Source organism: Sphingomonas trueperi (assembly GCF_040545965.1).
Classification (GTDB): Bacteria; Pseudomonadota; Alphaproteobacteria; order Sphingomonadales; family Sphingomonadaceae; genus Sphingomonas; species Sphingomonas trueperi_C.
This window is the reverse complement of the sequence record NZ_JBEPMV010000004.1, coordinates 660,087-681,509: the sequence shown is the minus strand read 5'-3', so window position 1 is coordinate 681,509 and position 21,423 is coordinate 660,087. Positions and strand designations below refer to the sequence as shown.

Genomic DNA, 21,423 nt, shown 5'->3' with positions numbered 1-21,423 from the left:
CGCGGGTTCAGCGCCAATGGATCCCCGCCTTCGCGAGGATGCCGATGGATTTGTGAAAGGCGCGGCCTCTTACGCCGCGCGCTTCTCCAGCGCGTGCGCGGCTTCGGCCATCAGCGTTTCGATGATCGTCGCCACCGGCTCTTCCTTGGTGACCATGCCGACCGACTGGCCGGCCATCACGCTGCCATGCTCGACATCGCCGTCGATCACCGCACGGCGCAGCGCGCCGGCCCAGTAATGCTCGATCTGGAGCTGTGCCTCGGCCATTTCAATGCCGCCCTGATCGAGCGCCTGCGCCACTTCGCGCTGCTTGGCGGTGAACAGCTCGCCGCCGGCATTCTTGAGCGCGCGCACCGGGATCACCGGCAGGCGCGGATCGATCTGCACGCTGGCGATCGCGTCACGGGCAGAGGCGCGGATGAACGCCTTCTTGAAATTGGCGTGCGCGATGCTCTCGGTCGCCGCCGCGAAGCGCGTACCGAGCTGGACGCCCGCCGCGCCCATGTCGAGATAGCCGGCGATCGCCTCGCCGCGCCCGATCCCCCCGGCGACGAACACGGGCACTTGGGCGGCGACTTCCGGCAGGATCTCCTGCGCCAGCACGCTGGTCGAGACCGGGCCGATATGGCCGCCGGCCTCCATGCCTTCCACGACGAGCGCATCGACGCCCGAGCGGATCAGCTTCTTGGCGAGGCTGAGCGCCGGGGCGAAGCAGATCAGCTTGGCGCCGTGGCCCTTGATCGCGTCCAGCGACCCCGCCGGCGGCAGCCCGCCCGCGAGCACGACATGGCCGACGCCGTGCTTGCCGCACACGTCGATCAGCTCGAACAGCTGCGGGTGCATGGTGATCAGATTAACGCCAAAGGGCTTTGAGGTCAGCGCCTTGGTCGCGGCGATCTCGGCATCGAGCAACTCGGGGCTCATCGCGCCGCACGCGATCACGCCGAAACCGCCCGCGTTGGAGATGGCGGCGACGAGGTTGCGCTCAGACACCCAGGACATCGCGCCGCCGAGGATGGCGACCTCGCTGCCCAGGAATTCGCAGCCGCGCGCCATGCGGCGGGCCAGGCGCTCGGCGCCGATCGTGGAGGTGCTGGTCATGCGCGGCGCCTAGCGCTGCGGGGGCGGACTCTGCAAGGGGCCGCAAGCATCGCACTGTGCCGGTTTCATCCTTGCCCGCCTCGCCGGAAATCATCATGATAGCGCTATCAATGATAAGAAAATCCAGGAGTTGCGATGTCCTCCCCCGTTGATTCCACCCTCGCGGTCGATCGCCGCACGCTGTTGCAAGCCTCGGCCGCGGCCGCCGCGCTGGCTACGGCAAGCGCGCATGCCGGGACGGCGCCGGAGCCGCTGCGGCTGATGGAGGACAAGGGCGCCGGCTTCCCGCTGATCCACGGCGGCGTGCCCGCGACGCTGCTGGTGGACATGGGTGCCGACGCGGCCCTTACCCATGTCGCCGACGCGTTCGCGCAGGATCTGGCGCGCGTCGGCGGCGCTGCGCCCAAGCGTGTCCAGCGGCTGGAAGACGCGCAAAGCCCGGTGGTGCTGATTGCCCAGCTCGGCCGCTCGCCGATCCTCGACGCGCTGGTGCGCGACAGCCGGATCGATGTGCGCGATCTGGCTGGCGAATGGGAAGCCTATCGCCAGATCGTTCTCGACCACCCTGCCCCCGGCGTGCCGCAGGCGCTGCTGATCGTCGGGTCTGATCGGCGCGGCGCGGTCTATGGCACCTATGACGTGTCGCAGCGGATCGGGGTCTCGCCCTGGCACTGGTTCGCCGACGTCCCCGTCGCCCGGCGCGCGGACGTGACGCTCGCCCCCGGCAGCCGTCGGGACCAGCCGCGGGTGCGCTATCGCGGCTTCTTCATCAATGACGAGGATCCGTGTTTCAGCGGCTGGGCCAAGAAGCAATTCGGCGGGATCAACGCCGCGATGTACGCCCATGTCTTCGAGCTGCTGCTTCGGCTGAAGGGCAATTATCTCTGGCCGGCGATGTGGGGCAAGGCGTTCAACGACGACGATCCGCAGAACATGGTGCTCGCCGATGCGATGGGCGTGGTGATGGGCACCTCGCACCACGAGTCGATGACCCGCGCGCAGGAGGAATGGCACCGCAACACCGACAAGGGCATCACCGGCGGCAAATGGGATTATGCGACCAACGCCGAGAATCTCCGTCGCTTCTGGCGCGGGGGCATCGAGCGGATGATGTCGAAGGGCGACGGCAAGGGCTATGACTGCCTAGTCACTGTCGGCATGCGCGGCGACGGCGACGAGGCGATGGCGGAGGGAACCGCGACCGAGCTGCTCGAGAAGATCGTCGCCGACCAGCGCAGCATCCTGGCTGACGTGACCAAGCGCCCGGCCGAGGCGACGCCGCAGATGTGGGCGCTCTACAAGGAAGTGCAGGACTATTATGACCACGGCATGCGCGTGCCCGACGACGTCACGCTGCTGTTCGCCGACGATAATTGGGGCCAGATCCGCCGGCTCGCGACCGCCGATCTCAACCGCAAGGGCGGCTACGGCGTCTATTACCACTTCGATTATGTCGGCGCGCCGCGCAACTACAAGTGGCTCAACACCAACCAGATCGAGAAGACTTGGCAGCAGATGGACCTCGCCTGGCAGCGGGGCGCGCGGACGATCTGGATCGTCAATGTCGGCGACCTCAAGCCGATGGAATATCCGCTGAGCTTCTTCCTCGACCAGGCCTGGAACCCCGAGGCGATGACGCTGGAGGCGCTGACCGCCTATCCGGCGCGCTGGGCGGGCGCGGCGTTCGGCGCGGCGCAGGCGGAGAAGGTCGGCGCGCTGCTCACCCGGTACGGACAGCTCGCCGCGCGGCGCAAGCCGGAGCTGCTCGATGCCGACAGCTTCGCGCTCGGCCCGGTGCGGAGCGACGGCAAGCTCGACGGCGGCGAGTTCGGCCGCGTGGTCGCCGAATGGGAGGCGCTGGAGCGCGACACGGCGGCGGTAAAGCCGAGCATCACGGCGGACGCGCGCGACGCCTGGTTCCAGCTGGTCGAGCACCCGATACTCGCCGTCGCGAACGTCTATCGGCTCTATTACGCCGCTGCTTGGAACCGCCGCCTCGCCGCCGCGAACGACGCGCGCGCCAATGCCTTTGCCGAGCAGGCCGAGCGCGCCTTCGCCCGCGATGCGGAGATCACCGCCGCCTATCATGCACTGAACGGCGGCAAGTGGGACGGGATGATGGCCCAGACCCATATCGGCTATACCAGTTGGCAGGAGCCCAAGCAGCAGGTGATGCCGGCGGTGCGCCGGGTAGAGGGAAAGGCCGGACCGATCGTCTTCGTCGCGCCGACGCCGCCCGCCGATCAGATCGTGATCGAGGCACCGGATTTCGCCGCAGCCAGCGGCGGCAAGGGTCTGCGCTGGCGCCGCGTGCCGCATCTCGGTCGTACGCAGGGTGCGGTGACAACCTTCCCGCAGGGCCGCCCCGCCACCGCCGCTGCGGACGGGGTCCATATCGACTATGCAGTGGTGCTACCGAAGGGCGGGCCGCTCACCGTCGCGCTGGAGCTGGTGCCGACGCTCGACACCACCGGCCGCAACCAGCAGCGGATCGGCGTGTCGGTGAACGACGGCCCGGTGCAGATCCTCACCGACAGTCTCGTCCCCGCCCCTAACGACACCAAGACCGAAGCCCAGCGCGACTGGAACAAGGCGGTCGAGGAAAACGGCCGTACGCTCACCGCGCGCTTCCCCGCGGTGGCAGCCGGTCGGCATGTCGTGAAGGTCTGGCGCATCGACGACAATGTCGTTCTGCAGCGCCTCGTCGTGACGACGGGGGCGTAGCCGGACCGGCCACGCCCCTGCGCGGATCAGGCGGCGACGTCGTCCGCGTCGAGGCCATAGGCGGTGTGCAGCACGCGCACCGCCAGCTCGGTATAATCTTCTTCGATCAGCACCGAGACCTTGATCTCCGACGTGGTGATCGCCTGGATGTTGATGCCGCGCGCGCCCAGCGTCTGGAACATCGTCGCCGCGACACCGGCATGGCTGCGCATGCCGACGCCGACCACCGACACCTTGGCGACGCGCGTGTCGTGGCTGATCCCGGTGAAGCCGATCGACTCCTTCGACTGCGCCAGGATCTCCAGCGAGCGGGCAAGGTCCGCCGCCGGCACCGTGAACGTCACGTCAGTCGCACTGGCGCTGCCGGCGCTCTGGTGCGCGATGTTCTGGATGATCATGTCGACATTGATGCTGGCATCGGCAAGCGGCGTGAAGATCGATGCCACCGCGCCGGGCTTGTCCGGCACTGCGGTGAGCGTGATCTTGGCCTCGTTCTTGTCGTGCGCGATGCCGGTGATGAGCTGGCGTTCCACGTCCTGAATCTCCTCTTCGCCCACGATCATCGTCCCGGGCAATGTATCTGCCATCGGCGCGTCGTCGCCCGTGAAGGACGAGAGCACCTGCACGCGAACCCCTTCCTTCATCGCCAGGCCGACCGAACGGGTCTGGAGCACCTTGGCGCCGACGCTGGCGAGTTCGAGCATTTCCTCATAGGTCACGCGCTTCAGCTTGCGCGCGCGGGGCACGATGCGCGGATCGGTGGTATAGACCCCGTCGACATCGGTGTAGATGTCGCAGCGGTCGGCCTTCACCGCCGCCGCCACGGCCACCGCCGAGGTATCCGATCCGCCGCGTCCGAGCGTGGTGATGCGGTCCTCGTGCACGCCCTGGAAGCCGGGGATCACGGCCACTTCGCCCTTGCCCATGCTGGCGAGCAGCGCGTCGGTGCCGATATCCTCGATCCGCGCCTTGGCGAACGCATCCGAGGTCTGCACCGGCAGCTGCCAGCCGAGCCAGGAGCGCGCTGGTACGCCGATCGCCTGCAGCGCGATCGCCAGCAGGCCGCTGGTGATCTGCTCGCCGGCAGAGACGACGACATCATATTCCTTGGGGTCGTAGAGCGACGAGGCCTCGCGGCAGAAGCCGACCAGCCGATCGGTCTCGCCCGCCATCGCCGAGACGACCACCGCGACCTGGTTACCCGCCTCCCACTCGCGTTTGACGCGGGCGGCAACGCTGCGGATACGCTCGATCCCGGCCATCGATGTGCCGCCGAACTTCATTACGATACGCGCCATGGCTGGTTGCTTGTTTCCTGCCCTTGGGAGAGATGGGCGTGCCTGATAGGAGCCAGCGATGCCGAACGCAACAATAGCTACGATTGACCCCCGTGAAGCGGAACATTTCGGTCGTCTGGCGGCCGATTGGTGGAATCCGAAGGGTTCCTCGGCCATGCTCCACAGACTGAATCCTGCGCGGCTGGGATATATCCGCCGTGCGATCGACGCGCATTGGGGCGGTGATTCGGCGGATTTCATGCCGCTGACCGGCAAGACCGCGATCGACGTCGGCTGTGGTGCCGGGCTGCTGTGCGAGCCGCTCACCCGGCTCGGCGCGCGGGTGACCGGCGTCGATGCGGCGGGCGAGAATATCGGTGCGGCGCGCGCGCATGCCGAACAGTCCGGGCTGCCGATCGATTACGTCCATGGCGGCATCGAGGATCTGGCCGGCCGGACCTTCGACCTCGTCACCTCGATGGAGGTGATCGAGCATGTCAGCGATCCCGCCGCCTTTGTGCGCGGGCTGGCAGGCGCGCTGGCCGAGGGCGGGCTGATGGTGCTCTCCACCCCCAATCGCACGCCGCTGTCGCGCCTCGCGATGATCACACTGGCCGAGGGCACCGGCGCCATCCCCAAGGGCACGCACGACTGGAGCCGCTTCCTCAAGCCCGAGGAGCTGGAGGCATTGCTCACCGACGCCGGCCTCAAGGTCTTCGATCGGCGAGGCCTGACCTTCTCGCCCACCCGCGGCTTCGTGGTGAACGAGCATGACGCGCTCAACTATCTGGTGACCGCCGTCCGCGCCTGAGCGGGCGGACGGCGGCCGCCCGTCATTTGTTAAGATCGAGCAGCAGGATCGGCCCGACGTCGAACACCTGCTTGCCCGTGGCGAGCTGCAGCGACACGGTGAGCTCGCCCCCCGCATAGTCGCGATCGGCCACGCCATTGGCATGGACCATCTGCCAAGTGCCGCCCACCGCGGCCTCGCCGCGAAACACCGGCGTGTAGGGCGCCTTGGACAGGCCGAGCTGGATCCCGGCGATCTTCGCGGTCGCCGCCCCTTCGGGCAGGGTCGAGGCGCGCGCCCAGACCGCGATGACCAGCTTGTCGCCCTTCTTCACCGGTTGGTTGACGGCCGAATTGAGGCCGATCGTCCAGGGCTGGTCCGATGCCGCCGGGATCGCGATGCGCAGCGCCCGGCCGCCCTGCACATTCTTGTCCTTAACCACCGAAGGCTGCCCCGACACGCCGTAGACGGCGAAGCTTTCCGGCGCCGGTGCGTTGATGATCTGCTTGGAAACGTCCCCCTGCGCCTGCGCGGGCAGCGCAGCCACGCCGAGACAGCACGCGAACATGATCCGCCATAGGTTCATGGCACCCCTCCTCCTTGATTGTCGTTGTCGAACGCTTCTTGTGCGGCGAATGCTAGGGTTTGCGTCAACGCTGTCAACACGCGACGATTGACAGCGCGGGCCGGTCCCGGGACAGGTGCGGCCATGTCAACGATCAAGCTGCACCCGAGCTGGCTCGCCCCGCTCGAGGGGGAATTCGCCCAGCCATATATGGCGGCGCTGCGCGACTATCTCCGCGCCGAGAAGGCGGCGGGCAAGCGCATCTTTCCGGCCGGCAGCAACTGGTTCCGCGCGCTCGACCTGACGCCGCTGGAGCAGGTGCGCGTGGTGATCCTCGGGCAGGACCCCTATCACGGTGAGGGCCAGGCGCACGGCCTGTGCTTCTCGGTAAAGCCGGGCGTGCGCACCCCGCCGAGCCTGGTCAACATCTACAAGGAGATGGAGACCGACCTCGGCATCCCCCGCGCGCAGCACGGCTTCCTCGAGCATTGGGCGGAACAGGGCGTGCTGCTGCTCAACGCGGTGCTGACGGTGGAAATGGGCCGCGCCGCCGCCCACCAGGGCCGCGGCTGGGAGCGCTTCACCGACGCGGTGATCCGGCTGGTCAACGCGAAGGCCGAGCCCGTGGTGTTCCTGCTCTGGGGCAGCCATGCGCAGAAGAAGGCGGCGTTCGTTGACTCGATTGACAAGGGCGGCCGGCACCTGGTGCTGAAAGCCCCCCACCCCTCGCCGCTCTCGGCGCATTCGGGGTTCTTCGGGAGCCGGCATTTCAGCAAGGCCAATGCGTTTCTGGAGAGCATCGGGCAGACGCCGATCGATTGGGCGCTGCCGCCGTTGGGGTGACGCGTTGTGGCGTCGGTGGCTGCGTGCTATATTTGTATAGCAAGGAGGCGGCGATGCTCGCGGTACGGATCGACACAGATACGGAAAAGCGCTTGGAAGCGCTGGCCGCGCGGACCGGGCGAACGAAGACCTTCTACGCGCGCGAGGCGATCCTCGCCCATCTCGACGACCTCGAAGACTTCTACCTCGCCGAAGAGCGGATAAAGGATTTCCGTGCCGAGGATGCGATCCCGCTGGCGGACCTGAAGGCCGAGCTTGGCCTGGACGATTGAGTTCGCCCCCGAGGCGGCAAGGGAATTGCGCAAGCTCGGCAAGCAGGAAGCCGGGCGCATCCTCCGGACGCTGGAAGAGCGGATCGCGACGCTCGAAGATCCTCGGTCGCTGGGCGCCCCGCTCACCGGCGAGCATAGCGGCTATTGGCGGTGGCGGATTAGCGACTATCGGGTCATCGCGCGGATCGAAGATGCGCGGGTAGTCATCCTCGTCGTCCGCGTCGGGCACCGCCGCGAGGTGTATCGGTAGCGATCAGCCTCGCGGGCCGTGCCCATAGCGGTTCAACAGACCCACCATCTCCTCGGGAGGCATGCCCTCTTCCTGACAAACAGCCAGAGGCTCATCATCCTCGGCAACCCACAACAAAGGACATTGGCGGCCGGTGCGTAATTGTACCCAAACTCCCACTGGCGCATCGCCGACATAGTCGAGCAACTGGTTGCACAGCCAGCCGGTCCACTGCTCGTCGGCAGGGTAATCGCCCGCGTCGAAACCCGCGACATATCTCTCGAAGTTGGTGCGCGACAGCGTGGACCAACACCCGAAGCCGAAAGGCTGCTCCAAACCACGCACAGGGATCTCCAGCACCGCCCGCACGAAGAAATATTGTCCGCCGAGAACGCAGAAATCCTCGGACAGGAAATCACCCTCAAGACGGAGCGCGTTATTGGGCTCGTACACGGCCTCGTGCGGCCAAGGGTCCGGCGCTCGGGCAGCGAGATCAAATGGCCAGCCATGCTCGACATCGCAGGTGGCGCACTGCCACCGGCCGACCCGCAGGCGGTCGATGGCAGTGGGTGTCCTGCGCTTGCCGAACCCGAACACGCGCCGATCCGTTCAATCGTGCTCGCGGCCGCCGGCGCCCATGTAGAGCTCGCTGCCGGTTTCGCGGAACACCTTGCTCATTTCCGCCATGCCCGTCTCGGCATCCACCGTCGCCGGCGTCGCCGCCAGGAAGGTATCGGCCGAGGCGTTCTGCTTCGCCGCGAAGTCGCGCACTTCCTGCGTGATCTTCATCGAGCAGAATTTCGGCCCGCACATCGAGCAGAAATGCGCGGTCTTCGCACCCTCAGCCGGCAGCGTCTGGTCGTGATACTGCTCGGCCGTGTCCGGGTCGAGCGACAGGTTGAACTGGTCGCGCCAGCGGAACTCGAAGCGCGCGCGGCTCAGCGCGTCGTCGCGCACCTTGGCGGCCGGATGGCCCTTGGCGAGATCCGCCGCGTGCGCCGCCAGCTTGTAGGTGACCACGCCCACTTTCACGTCGTCGCGGTCGGGGAGCCCCAGATGCTCCTTCGGCGTGACGTAGCAAAGCATCGCCGTGCCGTACCAGCCGATCATCGCCGCACCGATGCCGCTGGTGATGTGGTCATAGCCCGGCGCGATGTCGGTGGTCAGCGGCCCGAGCGTGTAGAAGGGCGCCTCGCCGCACGCCTCAAGCTGCTTTTCCATGTTCTGCTTGATCTTGTGCATCGGCACATGGCCGGGGCCCTCGATCATCACCTGCACGTCCTGCTCCCAGGCGCGCTTGGTCAGCTCGCCCAGCGTGTAGAGCTCGGCGAACTGCGCCTCGTCGTTCGCGTCAGCGATCGAACCCGGGCGCAGGCCATCGCCCAGCGAATAGGCGATGTCGTACGCCTTCATGATCTCGGTGATCTCGTCGAACCGCTCGTAGAGGAACGACTCGCGGTGATGCGCGAGGCACCACTTGGCCATGATCGAGCCGCCGCGGCTGACGATGCCGGTGACGCGCTTGGCGGTCATCGGAATATAGGGCAGCCGGACGCCCGCATGGATGGTGAAATAGTCGACGCCCTGCTCGGCCTGCTCGATCAGCGTGTCGCGGAAGATCTCCCAGGTGAGGTCTTCGGCGATGCCGCCCACCTTCTCCAGCGCCTGGTAGATCGGCACGGTGCCGATCGGCACCGGCGAGTTGCGCAGGATCCATTCGCGGGTGTCGTGGATGTTGCGGCCGGTGGAAAGGTCCATCACCGTGTCCGCACCCCAGCGGATCGACCAGACCAGCTTGTCGACCTCGCTCGCCACATCGCTGGCGACCGCCGAGTTGCCGATATTGGCGTTGATCTTGACCAGGAAGTTGCGGCCGATCGCCATCGGCTCCGATTCCGGGTGGTTGATGTTGTTCGGGATGATCGCCCGGCCGCGCGCCACTTCGTCGCGCACGAACTCGGGGGTCACATAATCGGGGATAGAGGCGCCCCAATCCTGCCCGTCGCGAACATATTCGGCCAGCCGCTCGCGGCCGAGATTCTCGCGCTCGGCGACATATTCCATCTCGGGCGTGATGATGCCGCGCTTGGCATAGTGCATCTGGCTGACGTTCATGCCCGGCTTGGCGCGCAGCGGGCGCTTGGCCACGTTCGGGAACTGCGGCACGCCGGCCGAGCGATCGGGGCCCTTCAGCCCATTGTCCTCAGGGCGGACTTCGCGCGCGTCATAGGCCTCGACGTCGCCGCGGCCGAGGATCCAGTCGCGGCGGATCGCCGGCAGGCCCGCCATGATGTCGATCTGCGCGTTCGGATCGGTGTACGGGCCCGAAGTGTCGTAGACGCGCACCGGCGCCTCGCCACTGCCCGGCTCCAGATGGATCTCGCGCATCGCCACGCGGTGCTTGCCGACATGGATCTTGCGGCTGCCGCGGATCGGGCCGGTGGTGACGCCGATTTCGGTCTTGGCGGGGATGTCGGCCATGCTCGTCTACTCCTTGGGCGGACGTAGAGAGCGAACGGACCTCGGGGAACAAGACCCTCCCTCCCTACGCCGGTGTCAACCGGATCAGGTTCAGCGGGTCGAAGGCTGCAGCCTTCCTCTCAACCGCTGCGCCAGCGGTCCCCCGGGGAATGGATACCCGTCTACAGACACGCGGCGCGCCGGGCAATCCCGACGCGCCGCCATCCTACCAAAGGTTAGGGAGATCAGGCGAAACGCACGGCCGTCCGCGCACGGCGGCGGCGGAGTGCCCCGCCGGCCAGGCCGAAGCCGCCGATCAGCAGCGCCCATGCAGCCGGCTCGGGCACGCCCGCACCGGCGGTGGCGCCGGGGCTGAAATCGGCCTTGAACTGTACGTCGCCCAAGGCGCCGTGCGCGTCCTCCCACGGTGCTCCTGCGATCGCGTCGAGGCTGCTGCCGGCATTGGTGTAGACGAAGTCGCCGCCCGCATAGGCATTGCTGCCGAAGCTGCCCGCGGTGGGCATCCAGCTCATCTCGCCGCCCTGCGGCTGGCCCAGCCCTGCGGTCGTGAGGAAGGCGACATAGCGCTGGCCCGCGCGCAGATCGAGCGCGCCGATATCGAAGCGCAGCGCCTCGAAAGCATCGCCGGCGGTGCCGCCGAAGCTGCGCGCATCGCTCGCGTACAGTGCCGCACCGAGCGGACCCGAACGCCCCCAGGCATAGACAAAGGCGCGCACCCTGGCCGCGCCGCCGCCGAGATAGAAGGTAAAGCCGTTCAGGGCATTGTCGCTGCCGACGGTGAAGGTCTGCCCATAGGTCGGCGTGTAGCGCGCGCCGAAATAATCGATCTTCGACGCATAGCTACCGCTGGTATCGATGCCGGACGCCGCGGCTGGCGCCGCAATCGTCGCGCCCAGCACGCCCAGGCCGCCAATGAGTGCTGCAAGTTTCATACACCTCCCCCTGATGTTGCCCAGAGACCGCATAGGACGCGAGTCTCGGAAGGTCAGGCTACCCCCCAAGACTCGCCGCGGCAATTTGTAAGTAGTTAAAAACTCGGGCGTTCGTCGCAATTATCGGACAACGATCAAAAGGTATAGGCAAGCCCCAGCGCGCCGTACCACTGGTTGCGCGAACCGGCGATGCGGACCACCGGCGAGTCCGCCGCATCGTCGAGCATCCGCCGATAGGCAACACCGCCGACCATTGACAGCCCGTGGGTGAGGTCGCCAGTGAGCGCGACAGTGCCCATCGCGCCGAGCGTCCAGTCCTTCCAGCCCTTGCGGGCGTAGTAGACCGGCAGGCCACTGCGCGCGCTGCCGCCCGGCGTCACCCCGAAATAGGTCTGGGCATAGCCGTTACCCATGTAATTGGCCGAGAGGTTGAGTAGCACAAAGCTCTTGCGGCTGAGCGGCGTGCCGTAGCTGACCGAGGGCGACATCACATAGCTCTTGTGCACGCTGCCCACGTCATGGACGTAGGAGAAGCTGGCGGTCAGCTTGTCATAGTCGCTGGTGATCAGCCCCTGCTTGCCGATACCGACAAAGCCGCCCGCCTCGATCGCGGTATCGACCTTGCCGAGCGCCGCCACCTGGCGATCATCGATCCGCGAGGTACGGTTGAGGTTGACGTTGACCACCGGGCCGGCCTGGAAGTCCCAGCCCGGGCCGTTGTTGTCGGCGATCACGTCGGCCCAGGCGCGGCTGCCCAGCACGACGAAGTTGATGCCCGAGACGCGACCGCGGACGAGCGGTGCGGCGGTGACGACGTTCTTGTCCGAACCGTCATAGCTCGGCACCGTCGCCACCCCGACGCCGAGCGTCACGGTGTCGCGGGTCATGTCGGGCGGCGACTCGGCATTCTGTTGAGCGAGGGCGGGCGCCGCCGCAAACAGCGGAACCGAGGCGAGCGCGGCGCGCGTCGCGGTGCGCAGGAAAGGCATGGGGTACTCCGGGGAACAGGATCATGAGATCAGAGCCCGGGAAACGCCTGCAATCTCACGCAGTTCCTAGAGCAGGTAGCGCAGCTTCACTTCCTGCCGGTCGCTGCCGCCTTGCAGCGGAAACTGCGCCGCGGAGAAACGCGGCGGGCCGAAGCCGATCACCGGGTTACGCGAAAAGCCGAAACCTTCGCGTGGAATGCCCATGAAGGTGTCGAGCTTGCCGTTGCCATTGGCGTCGTGGATCACCGCCACGGCGTAGTCGCCGGGGGCGAGCCCACTCAGGCGCAGCTTGCCGTCGGCGGCGGGAATCGTCCGCTTGATTGCGCCGTGGCCGTCGCGGCAATCGGGAAACTGGCTGGCGGCGGGCGCGATGCAGATCTGCAGCAGCCCGCGGGTCGAGCGCAGCTTGGTGAAATCAAGCTCCAGTGTCGCCAGCGGCGCGGCGCTGGTCAGCAGCGGCAGAGCGACGAGCGCCCAGGCGCCGCGCCGCAGGATCGAACCGGCCCAGCCCCTGGTCGGTCCCGCAAAGCCGGTCCCAGAACCGGAAATATAGCCCATAGTTGCACCCATACCGCTCGTGATGCCGCTGGTGATGGCTCGCCGTGATCAGCCACGCACCCAGAGGGCCCCGCCACATCCAGGCCGGGAAGATCTCCCAGCCCATGTGATTGGTCACCCCCATAACCGTCATGATCGTCAGGACCAAGCCGAGCGCGCCGACCTGAATGGGAATTACGAAGACCAGCAGCGGAATCACGATCGCGCCAGACAGTGCTTCGCCCCAATGGAAGCTCATCGCCGCCCAGGCGGTGGGGGGGCGGCTGGCATGGTGCACGGCGTGATAACGACGGAACAGCGCGGGCACGTGCATCGCGCGGTGCGTCCAGTAGAACCAGGTGTCGTGGAGGAAGAGGTAGAGGAACACCGACACCGGCAAATACCAGAGCGGCCACGCGTGAACGTCGGCATAGATCCGCGTCCACCCTTGCGCCTTCCACCCCCAGGCGACGATGCCGGCGGGGATGCCGTAGATCGCCGCCGAAGCGAGGCTCCAGCCGATCTCCATGCGGATCTGCTTTGCCTGACCGTCATAGAGGCCGGGGTGGCGCAGCCGTGTCGCCAGTGCGAACCCCGCCGAGGCGGCGACGTACCGGACCCCGACGATCACCGTCATGGCGATCGCGGAGGCGAGGATGGCAAGGGCGATATCCATGCCTGCCGCTGCTACCCCTTCGCGCGGCGAGCGGCAATGCGGCGCAGACCCGATTGTACGCGCGTTCGAACCGTTGCCCGTGTGTAACATTCGTAATTCTACGAAGAAGCGCGGCACCGAAATATCAACACCCGACTGCGTAGATGGCACAACCCAGAAGAACACATACGGGTCGGGAGAGGTTGTCGTGAAACTACGGTATCTGCTGCTCGCATTTTGCTCGAGCGTCATCGTCCATCCTGCACTCGCCCAGTCGACGGACGAGGCGCCGAAGCCTGCCAAAGCCGCGCAAGTGCCCGAGAAGGAAGTCTTCTCGACCGGCGTCGCCAAGGGCCGTGACCGGCTGGACAGCGCGACCTCGACCAGCGCCTTCCGCGCCAGCGAGTTCGAGAAACTCGGGCCGCGCCCGCTCGGCGACGTGCTCCGCACCATGCCGGGCCTGCGCGTCGAGAGCGGCATCGGCGAGGGCAACGCCAATTACACCGTGCGCGGCCTGCCGCTGGCGGCCGGCGGCTCCAAATACATGCAGTTCCAGGAAGACGGGCTGCCGGTGCTCGAATTCGGCGACATCTTCAATGTCGCGGTCGACGTGTTCATGCGCGCCGATTTCAACGTGGCGGCGATCGAGTCTATTCGCGGCGGCTCCGGCTCCACTTTCTCGTCCAACGCGCCGGGCGGGCTGATCAACCTGATCTCCAAGACCGGCGAGACGCGCGGCGGCGCGGTGCAGGCCACGGTCGGGCTGGGTTATGGCGAGAAGCGCTTGGACATGGATTATGGCCAGCCGCTCGGTGATGGCTGGCGCTTCCATGTCGGCGGCTATTACCGCACGGGCGAAGGTCCGCGCGACATCGGCTTCACCGGCTACAAGGGCGGCCAGATCCGCTTCAACGTCACCAAGCAGTTCGCCGCCGGCTATGTGCGGGTGAGCGGCAAGTGGCTCGACGATCGCTCGCCGACCTTCGCGCCCTATCCGATCAAGATCACCGGCACCAACGACAACCCCGTGGTCAGCAGCGTCAGCGGCTTCGACATCCGCAAGGATTCGCTGCTCTCGCCGTTCATCGGCCCGGTGACGACGCTGGACGGTAACAATCAGCTCGCACGCTACGACGTGGCCAACGGCATGCACGCCAAGAGCAAAACGATCGGTCTGGAGGCGCAGTTCGACGTCGCCGGAATAACGATCAGCGAGCGTGCGCGCTATTCGGCCAATTCGGGCGACTTCCTGCGCGTCTTCCCCTCCGCCGTCGGCCCGATCGCGACGATCGCCGCGTCGCAGGCGGGCGCCGGCGCCACGGCGACCTATGCCAGCGGCCCGAACATCGGCAAGCTGGTGCCGACCGACGCCAACGGCAACGGCCTGCTGTCGTTCAACTACATGGCACAGACCCGGATCGGTGCGCTCGACAACTTCACCAACGATGTCCGCGCAACCAAGGTGTGGAAGCTCGGCCAAGGCGACCTGACCGTCACCGGCGGCCTCTACAAGGCCAACCAGAAGCTCTACGCCACCTGGCTGCACTCGGGCATCGATACCGATGTAGCGGGCGACGGACAGACCGCGATGGTCAACATCACCAGCGCCGGCGGTGTCGCCCAGACCCAGAACGGCTATTACACCTTCAGCCGCAACGGCAGCAAGTTCCGCCGCATCTTCGACGTATCGTACGACATCCTAGCCCCCTATGGCTCGGTGAACTACCATGTCGGCAAGCTCTCGATCGGCGGCAGCGTCCGCTATGACCGCGGGCGGGTGCGCGGCTCGTTGGTCGGCGCCGATCTGGGCGGCGGCCGCGTCGGCATCAAGCAGTTTGACATCAACGGCAACGGCGTGATCTCGGCTCCCGAGACCCGCGTCGCCTTCCTGCCGCTCGATACGCCCGCGCCGGTGAACTATAATTACGGCTATTGGAGCTATTCGAGCGGCATCAACTACCGCGTCGCCGAGCCCTTTTCGGTCTTCGCCCGCTACAGCCGCGGCGCGCGCGCCAATGCCGACAAGATCCTGTTCACGCCCGCGGTGAGCGCGGTCGACGGCGGCGTGCCCAACGCGGCGGATAAATATGACCAGGTCCGCCAGCTCGAAGGCGGCTTCAAGTTCCGCAAGGCGGGCGCGACGCTCAACGTCACCGCCTTCCGCGCGACCGCGGACGACCACAACGTCCTCAACGGATCGGCCAACCAGACCATCCGCAGCTACCGCGCGACCGGCGTAGAGATGGAGGGCGGCTACCGCCGCGGCATCTTCAGCATCACCGCCGGCGCTACCTACACCACCGCCAAGATCACCAAGGACTTCCTCGATCCAACGCTGACCGGCAAGGAACCGCGCCACCAGCCCGCCTGGACACTGGAGGCCACCCCGCAGATCGAGCTTCGCCACGCCACCTTCGGTGCGAACGTGGTGACGATCACCAGCAGCTATGCGCAGGACAGCAATCTGCTCAAGATGCCGGGCTTCACCGTGGTCAACGCCTTCGTCGTGGTGAAGCCGATCGATCGGGTGCAGGTAATGCTCAACGCGAGCAACCTGTTCGACAAGGCCGGCTTCTTCGAGTTCAACCAGAGCGAAGTGCCGGCAAACGGCATCGGCTGGGGCCGCTCGATCAACGGCCGTACCGTCTCGCTTTCGGCCAAGCTCGACTTCTGACGTAAGGAGGCGCCGGCTCGCCCGGCGCCTCCCCTATCTTCAGGCGAACACTGCCTTCTTCGCCCGGCGGCGCAGCGCGGCGCCGGCGAAGCCGAAGCCACCGATCAGCATCGCCCAGGCGGCCGGCTCGGGCACCGCGCTCGGCGCCAGCGTGGCGGTGAGGGTCAGGTCGTCGATCGCCAGGCCATGGTCCGACCCGCCGACATCGCGGTCGATCCAGCGAATCGCGAAGCCGCTGCCATCGGCGATCAACAGCTTGCCGATCGTCGCGCCGATCGCCTTGCGGTTGCCCGCGGTGTTGCCGTCGAGCGCGCTGCTCGCGCTGCCCGAACCCGTGCCATTCTTGATGCTGGCGAAGTCGAGCGCGTCGAACGCCGTCCAGCTGCCGTTCGACAGCGAGGTGGCATCGAGCGAATATTCGAAGCTGAGGCGATCGCTGCTCGCGGAGCCGAGGCGCCACTGCTCGCCGAAATAGCCGAGCGAGATCGACTCGATCGCGCCGCCCAGCGCGTTGGTGAAGAAGGCGCCGAACAGGATCGGCGTCGCGCTGCCCGAGGTGACGCTGCCCAGCGCCCGCTCGTCGCCGGTGCCGAAAGCATAGGCGGTGCCGGTATTGGCGTTGCTCTTCGCATAGGCGTCGTCCGAGCCGGCGCTGCTGCTGCCGCGCTCGTCGAGCTTCCAGCCCGTGGGCAGCGCCTTGCTGGTGCCGCTGGTCGCCAGCGTGTCAAAGTTCTGGGTGTAGGTCTTGCTCGTCAGCGCGACCTGGGCCTGCGCGACGGGCGCGCCGAGCAGCGTGGCGGCGACCAGCGTCGCGCCAAAAAGCTTCTTCTGCATTGCTTTGGTTCCCCTACTTCACAAACCGCAAGCGCGGTGGCCCAGCACTAGGGGCGAAGTGTGCAAGCCGTGTGACGATAGTTAAAAGAAAATGAACCACTTGGCCCTGCGCCGGGGCGCCCTCGGCCAGCGACCGTTTTGCACCGCGTCCCCAAGGGTGGGGTTCCCACACCCCCGCCCTTGGGCTAGGCGACGGCCATGCCTTCAACCATTAGTTGTGACGTCGCCATTGTCGGCGGCGGCCTTGCCGGCGGGCTTATCGCGCTGGCAATCCGGAAGAAGAAACCCGATTGCACCGTCCGGCTGATCGAAGGCTCGGCGCGGATCGGCGGCAATCACCTCTGGTCGTTCTTCGCGGACGACGTCGCGCCCGAGCATCGCTGGCTGTCGGCGCCGCTGATCGGCCATGGCTGGAACGGCTATGACGTCGCCTTTCCCGGCCATTTCCGCAGCCTGCCCTCGCGCTACTACTCGGTCGAGTCCGAGCATTTCGATCGCGTGGTGCGCGCCGAGCTGGGCGAGAAGAGCCTGTTGCTCGAGCGCGAGGCGGCGGATGTCACCCCCACTGCGGTAGCGCTGGCGGACGGCGACCTGGTCGAAGCCGAGGGCGTGATCGACTGCCGCGGTGTGAGCGACACCAGCGCGCTCCAGCTCGGCTGGCAGAAATTCCACGGCGCCGAGCTGGTGCTGAGCGACCTGCACGACGTGACGCGGCCGGTGATCATGGACGCGACCGTGTCGCAGATCGACGGCTATCGCTTCGTCTACTGCCTGCCGTTCAGCCCGACCCGGATGTTCGTCGAGGACACCTATTACAGCGACACGCCGTCGCTCGACATCCTCGCCACCGGCGACCGGATCGAAGCTTATGCCGATGCGGCGGGTTGGCAGGTCGACCGCGTGCTGCGCGAGGAAGTCGGCAGCCTGCCGGTGGCGATGGGCGGCGACCATGCCGCCTATTGGGCGGCCGGCGGCCGCGGCATCGCCAAGGCGGGGATGAAGGCCGGGCTGTTCCACCCGATGACCGGCTATTCCTTCCCCGATGCGATCCGCACCGCCGCGCTGATCGCCGAGACCCGCGACTATTCGGGCGAGGCGCTGCACCAAATGCTGTATGGCTATTCCCGCGCGCTCTGGCGCAAGCGCGGCTTCTATCGCATGCTCGCCGCGATGTTGTTCAAGGCGGCCGAACCCGAGGAGCGCTATCGCGTGCTGGAACGATTTTACCGTCTGGATGCAGGACTGATCCAGCGCTTCTACGCCGCGCAATCGACTTTCGGGGACCGCGTGCGGGTGCTTTCGGGCAAGCCGCCGGTGCCGGTGGGCCGCGCGCTTTCCGCGATCTGGGGCCGCTGATGCGCCGCGCAGTCGTGATCGGCGCCGGGTTCGGCGGCCTCGCCCTCGCCATCCGCCTCCAGTCGGCGGGGGTCGACACCACCGTGATCGAAGCTCGCGACAAGCCGGGCGGCCGGGCCTATTATTGGGAGCGCGACGGCTTCACCTTCGACGGCGGCCCGACGGTGATCACCGATCCGGACGCGCTGAAGGAGCTGTGGCGCCTGTCCGGCCACGACATTTCGGAAGACGTGAACCTCAAGCCGGTCACGCCCTTCTACCGCCTGTCCTGGCCCGACGGCACGACCTTCGACTATACCAATGACGATGCCGTGCTGGCGGGCGAGATCGCCAAGCTCGATGCCAGCGACATTGCCGGCTATCGCAAGTTCCTCGATTATTCCGAGCGCGTCTATCAGGAAGGCTATGTGAAGCTGGGGGCCAAGGCGTTCCTGGACTTCAAGTCGATGCTGAAGGCCGCACCGGCGCTGATGCAGAACCAGGCCTGGCGCTCGGTCTATTCGGTGGTCGCGGGCTATGTGAAGAACGAGAAGCTGCGTGAGGCGCTGTCGTTCCACACCCTGCTCGTCGGCGGCAACCCGATGGCGACCAGCAGCATCTATGCGCTGATCCACAAGCTGGAGCGCGACGGCGGCGTCTGGTGGGCCGAGGGCGGCACCAACCGGCTGATCGCCGGCATGATCACGCATTTCGAGCGGCTGGGCGGCACGGTGCGGATCGGCGATCCGGTCGACGAGATCCTGACGCTGGGCGATCGCGTGGTCGGCGTGCGGACGCACAGCGGCTTCGAGGTCGAGGTCGATGCGGTGGCGAGCAACGCCGACATCGTCCACAGCTATCGCGACCTGCTGCGCAATTCGCGCAGCGCACGCCGGACGGCGAACCGCTTGGTCAACAAGCGCTTCTCGCCCTCGCTGTTCGTGGTGCATTTCGGGCTGCGGGGTACCTTCCCCGACATCCCGCACCACATGATCCTGTTCGGGCCGCGCTATAAGGGGCTGCTCGACGACATCTACACCCATGGCGTGGTGAGCGAGGACTTCTCGCTCTACCTCCACCACCCCAGCGCCTCGGACCCGAGCATGGCACCTGCGGGGCATTCGACCTTCTACGCGCTGGCGCCGGTGCCGCATCTCGGCAAGTTTCCGGCCGACTGGAACGAGGTGGGGCCGATCCTGGAATCGCGGATCCTGGCGGAGGTCCAGCGCCGGCTGATCCCGGATCTCGCCGAGCGGATCGTCACCAAGTTCCACTATGCGCCGACCGACTTCCGCGACGATCTGGCGGCACATCACGGCTCGGGCTTCAGCCTCGAGCCGATCCTGACGCAGAGCGCCTGGTTCCGCGTCCACAATCGCGACGATGCGATCTCGAACCTGTATTTCGTGGGTGCGGGCACGCATCCGGGCGCGGGTATCCCCGGCGTGGTGGGAAGCGCCAAAGCGACGGCCGAGCTGATGCTGGGCGAGATGGCCTGAACCATCTTAAGCCCCTCCTCCTGGGAGGAGGGGTTGGGGGTGGAGGGATTCCAGAGCGCTTGTTGGTCTCGGTGAGACACGGCCCCACCCCAACCCCTCCCCTGAAGGGGAGGGGCTAAGTACCCCCTCTCCCTCCCCGCGAAAACACGCTATCAGCCCCGCCACAGGAGCATCACATGAAGCGTATCGCCGTCTATTGCGGTTCGGCCAGCCCGGCCGACCCCGTCTATATCGAAGCCGCCCGTACTCTCGGCCGCACGCTCGCCGAGCGCGGCATCGGCGTCGTCTATGGCGGTGGCCGTCTGGGTCTGATGGGCGCGGTCGCCGATGCGGCGCTCGAGGCCGGCGGCGAGGTGATCGGCGTGATCCCCACCCTGCTCGTCAACGCCGAGGTCGCACATAAGGGCCTCACCAGCCTCGAAGTCTGCGAGACGATGCACGAGCGCAAGGCGCGCTTCACCGAGCTGGCCGACGGTTTCATCAACCTGCCCGGCGGCACCGGTACCATGGACGAGCTGTGGGAGGCGATGAGCTGGGCGCAGCTCGGCTATCATGCCGATCCGATCGGCCTGCTCAACATCGCCGGCTATTATGACAAGCTGGTCGAATTCTGGGAGCATATGGGCAATGTCGGCTTCGTCCGTCCGCAGCACCAGGGGCTGCTGCTGGTCGACAGCACGATCGACGGCCTGCTGACCAAGATGGCCGAGGCCCAGCCGGTGGTGCCGATCGCGCAGCTGCGGCGCGAACAGCTGTAATGCGCTTTCCCGGCCGCGATGCGATCGTCGCGACCGCAGGCGAATCGATCGCCCGCGGCTCGCGCAGCTTCGCCGCCGCGAGCAAGCTGTTCGACCCCGAGACCCGCGAGCGCGCCTGGCTGCTCTACGCCTGGTGCCGCCGCTGCGACGACATCGTCGACGGCCAGGATCACGGCCATGGCATGACCCGCGTCGCCGACCCGGCCGCGCGGCTGGCCGAAGTCCGCGAACGTACCGCGGCGGCGCTGGCCGGCGAATGGGTCGGCGACGCCGCGTTCGACGCGCTGCGCATCGTCGCGGCCGAGACGCACATGCCGCACCGCTTCGCGTGGGACCTGATCGACGGCTTCGCGCTCGACGCCGAGGACTGGCGCCCGCGGACCGAGGACGATCTGCTGCGCTATTGCTACCATGTCGCCGGCGTGGTCGGCTGCATGATGGCGGTGGTGATGGGCGTCGCGCCCGACGACGACGCGGTGCTCGACCGCGCCTGCGACCTCGGTCTGGCCTTCCAGCTCGCCAACATTGCCCGCGACATCGGCGAGGATGCCGAGGCGGGACGGTGCTATTTGCCAGCAGACTGGCTTGCCGAAGTGGGCCTCACCGCAGCCGATCCACTGGCGGACCGGAATGCGCTGGCGATCCTCGGCACCCGGCTCGCCGATCGCGCGGAAGGCTATGAGATCAGCGCGCGGGGCGGTGCGGCGGCGCTCTCGTTCCGCTCGGCCTGGGCGGTGCTGGCAGCCGCCGATATCTATGGCGGGATCGCGCGCAAGGTGCGGGCACGCGGCCCGCAGGCCTGGGATAGCCGCACCACCACCTCGGGGAGAGAGAAGCTCGGCGCGATCGTGAAGGCGTGGGGCGAAGCCCGCCGCCGGGCACCGACCCCGCGCCCTGCCGGCCTCTGGACGCGGCCGCGCTGACCCGG

Annotated in this window: 20 protein-coding genes and 1 riboswitch; of the genes, 10 read left to right on the top strand and 10 right to left on the bottom strand. The window is 67.0% G+C overall.

Going from position 1 to position 21,423, the window contains the following annotated elements:
- Positions 1–69: 69 nt before the first annotated feature.
- Positions 70–1,101, bottom strand: coding sequence for an NAD(P)H-dependent flavin oxidoreductase (locus ABIC35_RS14765; RefSeq protein WP_183049281.1), 1,032 nt, complete (start codon positions 1,099–1,101; stop codon positions 70–72).
- A 135-nt stretch (positions 1,102–1,236) separates the two neighbouring features.
- On the opposite strand from ABIC35_RS14765, the gene ABIC35_RS14760 reads away from it, so the two are divergent.
- Positions 1,237–3,825 (top strand): glycosyl hydrolase 115 family protein, encoded by a 2,589-nt coding sequence (locus ABIC35_RS14760; protein WP_121073016.1) that lies wholly within the window; start codon positions 1,237–1,239, stop codon positions 3,823–3,825.
- A gap of 26 nt (positions 3,826–3,851) precedes the next feature.
- Here the strand turns inward: ABIC35_RS14760 and ABIC35_RS14755 are convergent, their stop codons facing one another.
- Entirely contained in the window at positions 3,852–5,123 is a 1,272-nt protein-coding gene (locus ABIC35_RS14755) for an aspartate kinase (RefSeq protein WP_121073014.1), read from the bottom strand.
- A 58-nt stretch (positions 5,124–5,181) separates the two neighbouring features.
- Between ABIC35_RS14755 and ubiG the strand changes: the two genes are divergently transcribed.
- Positions 5,182–5,913, top strand: a complete 732-nt coding sequence (ubiG, locus tag ABIC35_RS14750; RefSeq protein WP_121073012.1) for a bifunctional 2-polyprenyl-6-hydroxyphenol methylase/3-demethylubiquinol 3-O-methyltransferase UbiG — start codon at positions 5,182–5,184, stop codon at positions 5,911–5,913.
- A gap of 22 nt (positions 5,914–5,935) precedes the next feature.
- Here ubiG and ABIC35_RS14745 read toward each other — a convergent pair whose 3' ends face one another.
- Positions 5,936–6,478: a hypothetical protein gene (locus tag ABIC35_RS14745; RefSeq protein ID WP_121073010.1), complete on the bottom strand. Its 543-nt coding sequence runs from the start codon at positions 6,476–6,478 to the stop codon at positions 5,936–5,938.
- 123 nt (positions 6,479–6,601) lie between these two features.
- Here ABIC35_RS14745 and ung point away from each other — a divergent pair, with 123 nt between their 5' ends.
- Genes ung through ABIC35_RS14730 form a run of 3 tightly spaced genes read left to right on the top strand, consistent with a single transcriptional unit; the run spans position 6,602 to position 7,822 of the window.
- On the top strand, positions 6,602–7,300 hold the full coding sequence (gene ung, locus ABIC35_RS14740) for a uracil-DNA glycosylase (protein WP_121073008.1): 699 nt from the start codon (positions 6,602–6,604) through the stop codon (positions 7,298–7,300).
- 53 nt (positions 7,301–7,353) lie between these two features.
- Positions 7,354–7,572 (top strand): type II toxin-antitoxin system RelB family antitoxin, encoded by a 219-nt coding sequence (gene relB, locus ABIC35_RS14735; RefSeq protein ID WP_121079048.1) that lies wholly within the window; start codon positions 7,354–7,356, stop codon positions 7,570–7,572.
- Positions 7,556–7,822 carry a type II toxin-antitoxin system RelE family toxin gene (locus ABIC35_RS14730; protein WP_121073006.1) on the top strand — a complete coding sequence of 89 codons (267 nt, stop codon included), beginning with the start codon at positions 7,556–7,558 and terminating at the stop codon, positions 7,820–7,822. Before relB ends, ABIC35_RS14730 begins: the two co-directional genes overlap by 17 nt.
- A 3-nt stretch (positions 7,823–7,825) precedes the next feature.
- Here ABIC35_RS14730 and ABIC35_RS14725 read toward each other — a convergent pair whose 3' ends face one another.
- The 6 genes from ABIC35_RS14725 to ABIC35_RS14700 all read right to left on the bottom strand — a co-directional run bounded on the left by ABIC35_RS14725 (position 7,826) and on the right by ABIC35_RS14700 (position 13,416).
- The gene (locus ABIC35_RS14725) at positions 7,826–8,398 is read right to left on the bottom strand and encodes a DUF2199 domain-containing protein (RefSeq protein WP_121073004.1); all 573 of its coding nucleotides are present in this window, start codon (positions 8,396–8,398) and stop codon (positions 7,826–7,828) included.
- Between the two features lie 12 nt (positions 8,399–8,410).
- Positions 8,411–10,282 (bottom strand): phosphomethylpyrimidine synthase ThiC, encoded by a 1,872-nt coding sequence (gene thiC / locus ABIC35_RS14720; RefSeq protein WP_121073002.1) that lies wholly within the window; start codon positions 10,280–10,282, stop codon positions 8,411–8,413.
- A gap of 44 nt (positions 10,283–10,326) precedes the next feature.
- Positions 10,327–10,437: riboswitch (TPP riboswitch) on the bottom strand.
- A gap of 69 nt (positions 10,438–10,506) precedes the next feature.
- Positions 10,507–11,214: a PEPxxWA-CTERM sorting domain-containing protein gene (locus ABIC35_RS14715; RefSeq protein WP_354278494.1), complete on the bottom strand. Its 708-nt coding sequence runs from the start codon at positions 11,212–11,214 to the stop codon at positions 10,507–10,509.
- Between the two features lie 134 nt (positions 11,215–11,348).
- Positions 11,349–12,203 carry a MipA/OmpV family protein gene (locus ABIC35_RS14710; RefSeq protein ID WP_121073000.1) on the bottom strand — a complete coding sequence of 285 codons (855 nt, stop codon included), beginning with the start codon at positions 12,201–12,203 and terminating at the stop codon, positions 11,349–11,351.
- A gap of 66 nt (positions 12,204–12,269) precedes the next feature.
- Positions 12,270–12,629 (bottom strand): DUF2141 domain-containing protein, encoded by a 360-nt coding sequence (locus ABIC35_RS14705; protein ID WP_354278500.1) that lies wholly within the window; start codon positions 12,627–12,629, stop codon positions 12,270–12,272.
- Complete coding sequence (locus tag ABIC35_RS14700) at positions 12,619–13,416, bottom strand: sterol desaturase family protein (RefSeq protein WP_121072998.1); 798 nt, start codon at positions 13,414–13,416, stop codon at positions 12,619–12,621. Before ABIC35_RS14700 ends, ABIC35_RS14705 begins: the two co-directional genes overlap by 11 nt.
- Positions 13,417–13,603: 187 nt before the next feature.
- Between ABIC35_RS14700 and ABIC35_RS14695 the strand changes: the two genes are divergently transcribed.
- A complete protein-coding gene (locus tag ABIC35_RS14695; protein ID WP_121072996.1) occupies positions 13,604–16,069 on the top strand; it encodes a TonB-dependent receptor domain-containing protein in 2,466 nt (821 codons plus the stop codon).
- Between the two features lie 39 nt (positions 16,070–16,108).
- On the opposite strand, the gene ABIC35_RS14690 is transcribed toward ABIC35_RS14695, so the two are convergent.
- Positions 16,109–16,903 carry a PEPxxWA-CTERM sorting domain-containing protein gene (locus ABIC35_RS14690; RefSeq protein ID WP_121072994.1) on the bottom strand — a complete coding sequence of 265 codons (795 nt, stop codon included), beginning with the start codon at positions 16,901–16,903 and terminating at the stop codon, positions 16,109–16,111.
- 198 nt (positions 16,904–17,101) lie between these two features.
- Between ABIC35_RS14690 and crtY the strand changes: the two genes are divergently transcribed.
- From crtY to ABIC35_RS14670, 4 genes are all read left to right on the top strand, one after another.
- The gene (gene crtY, locus ABIC35_RS14685) at positions 17,102–18,259 is read left to right on the top strand and encodes a lycopene beta-cyclase CrtY (RefSeq protein WP_121072992.1); all 1,158 of its coding nucleotides are present in this window, start codon (positions 17,102–17,104) and stop codon (positions 18,257–18,259) included.
- Positions 18,259–19,737 (top strand): phytoene desaturase, encoded by a 1,479-nt coding sequence (locus ABIC35_RS14680; protein WP_121072990.1) that lies wholly within the window; start codon positions 18,259–18,261, stop codon positions 19,735–19,737. Before crtY ends, ABIC35_RS14680 begins: the two co-directional genes overlap by 1 nt.
- Before the next feature lie 176 nt (positions 19,738–19,913).
- Positions 19,914–20,495 carry a TIGR00730 family Rossman fold protein gene (locus tag ABIC35_RS14675; protein WP_121072988.1) on the top strand — a complete coding sequence of 194 codons (582 nt, stop codon included), beginning with the start codon at positions 19,914–19,916 and terminating at the stop codon, positions 20,493–20,495.
- Positions 20,495–21,418 carry a phytoene/squalene synthase family protein gene (locus tag ABIC35_RS14670; RefSeq protein WP_121072986.1) on the top strand — a complete coding sequence of 308 codons (924 nt, stop codon included), beginning with the start codon at positions 20,495–20,497 and terminating at the stop codon, positions 21,416–21,418. The genes ABIC35_RS14675 and ABIC35_RS14670 overlap by 1 nt, the downstream gene beginning before the upstream one ends.
- Positions 21,419–21,423: the final 5 nt, after the last annotated feature.